This is a genomic window from Pelorhabdus sp. sgz311001 (assembly GCF_055901755.1).
In genome coordinates, this window is sequence record NZ_JBVXUT010000016.1 from 1 (window position 1) to 820 (window position 820).

The 820-nt window shown below is 50.0% G+C and carries 1 rRNA gene; it reads left to right on the plus strand.

Going from position 1 to position 820, the window contains the following annotated elements:
• Positions 1–820: ribosomal RNA gene (locus tag AC0MXB_RS18280) — 23S ribosomal RNA — on the plus strand; the annotation flags it as partial.

The window sequence follows — 820 nt, forward strand, 5'->3', positions numbered from 1 at the left end:
AAGAGAGCTTGCTCTTTTGGGGTTGTGGACCAGCATCAACTTTGTCAGGCCTAGTTGAATCATCTGGAAAGATGAACCACAGAAGGTAAAAGTCCTGTAGGCGAAAGGCAGAGCAAAGGGGCTGGGATCCAGAGTACCACGAGACACGTGAAACCTTGTGGGAAGCAGGGGGGACCACCCTCCAAGGCAAAATACTTCTTAGCGACCGATAGCGCATAGTACCGTGAGGGAAAGGTGAAAAGCACCCCGGGAGGGGAGTGAAAGAGAACCTGAAACCGTATGTCTACAAGCAGTCGAAGAGCGTATATATATCAGCTCAACGGCGTGCCTATTGAAGAATGAACCGGCGAGTTACGGTATCTAGCGAGGTTAAGCAGAAAATGCGGAGCCGCAGCGAAAGCGAGTCTGAATAGGGCGTAAGTTAGATATCGTAGACCCGAAACCACAGTGATCTATCCATGACCAGGTTGAAGCGCAGGTAAAATTGCGTGGAGGACCGAACCCGTGAGCGTTGAAAAGCTTTGGGATGAGTTGTGGATAGGGGTGAAATGCCAATCGAACGTGGAGATAGCTGGTTCTCCCCGAAATAGCTTTAGGGCTAGCCTCAAGAAGTAAGTATAGACGGTAGAGCTCTGATCGGGCTAGGGGCCGTATAGGTTACTGAACCCTGTCAAACTGCGAATGACTATACTGGTATCTTGGGAGTCAGACTGCGAGTGATAAGACCCGTAGTCAAAAGGGAAACAGCCCAGACCATCAGCTAAGGTCCCCAATGCTGTGCTAAGTGGCAAAGGATGTGAAACTTCACAAACAACCAGGA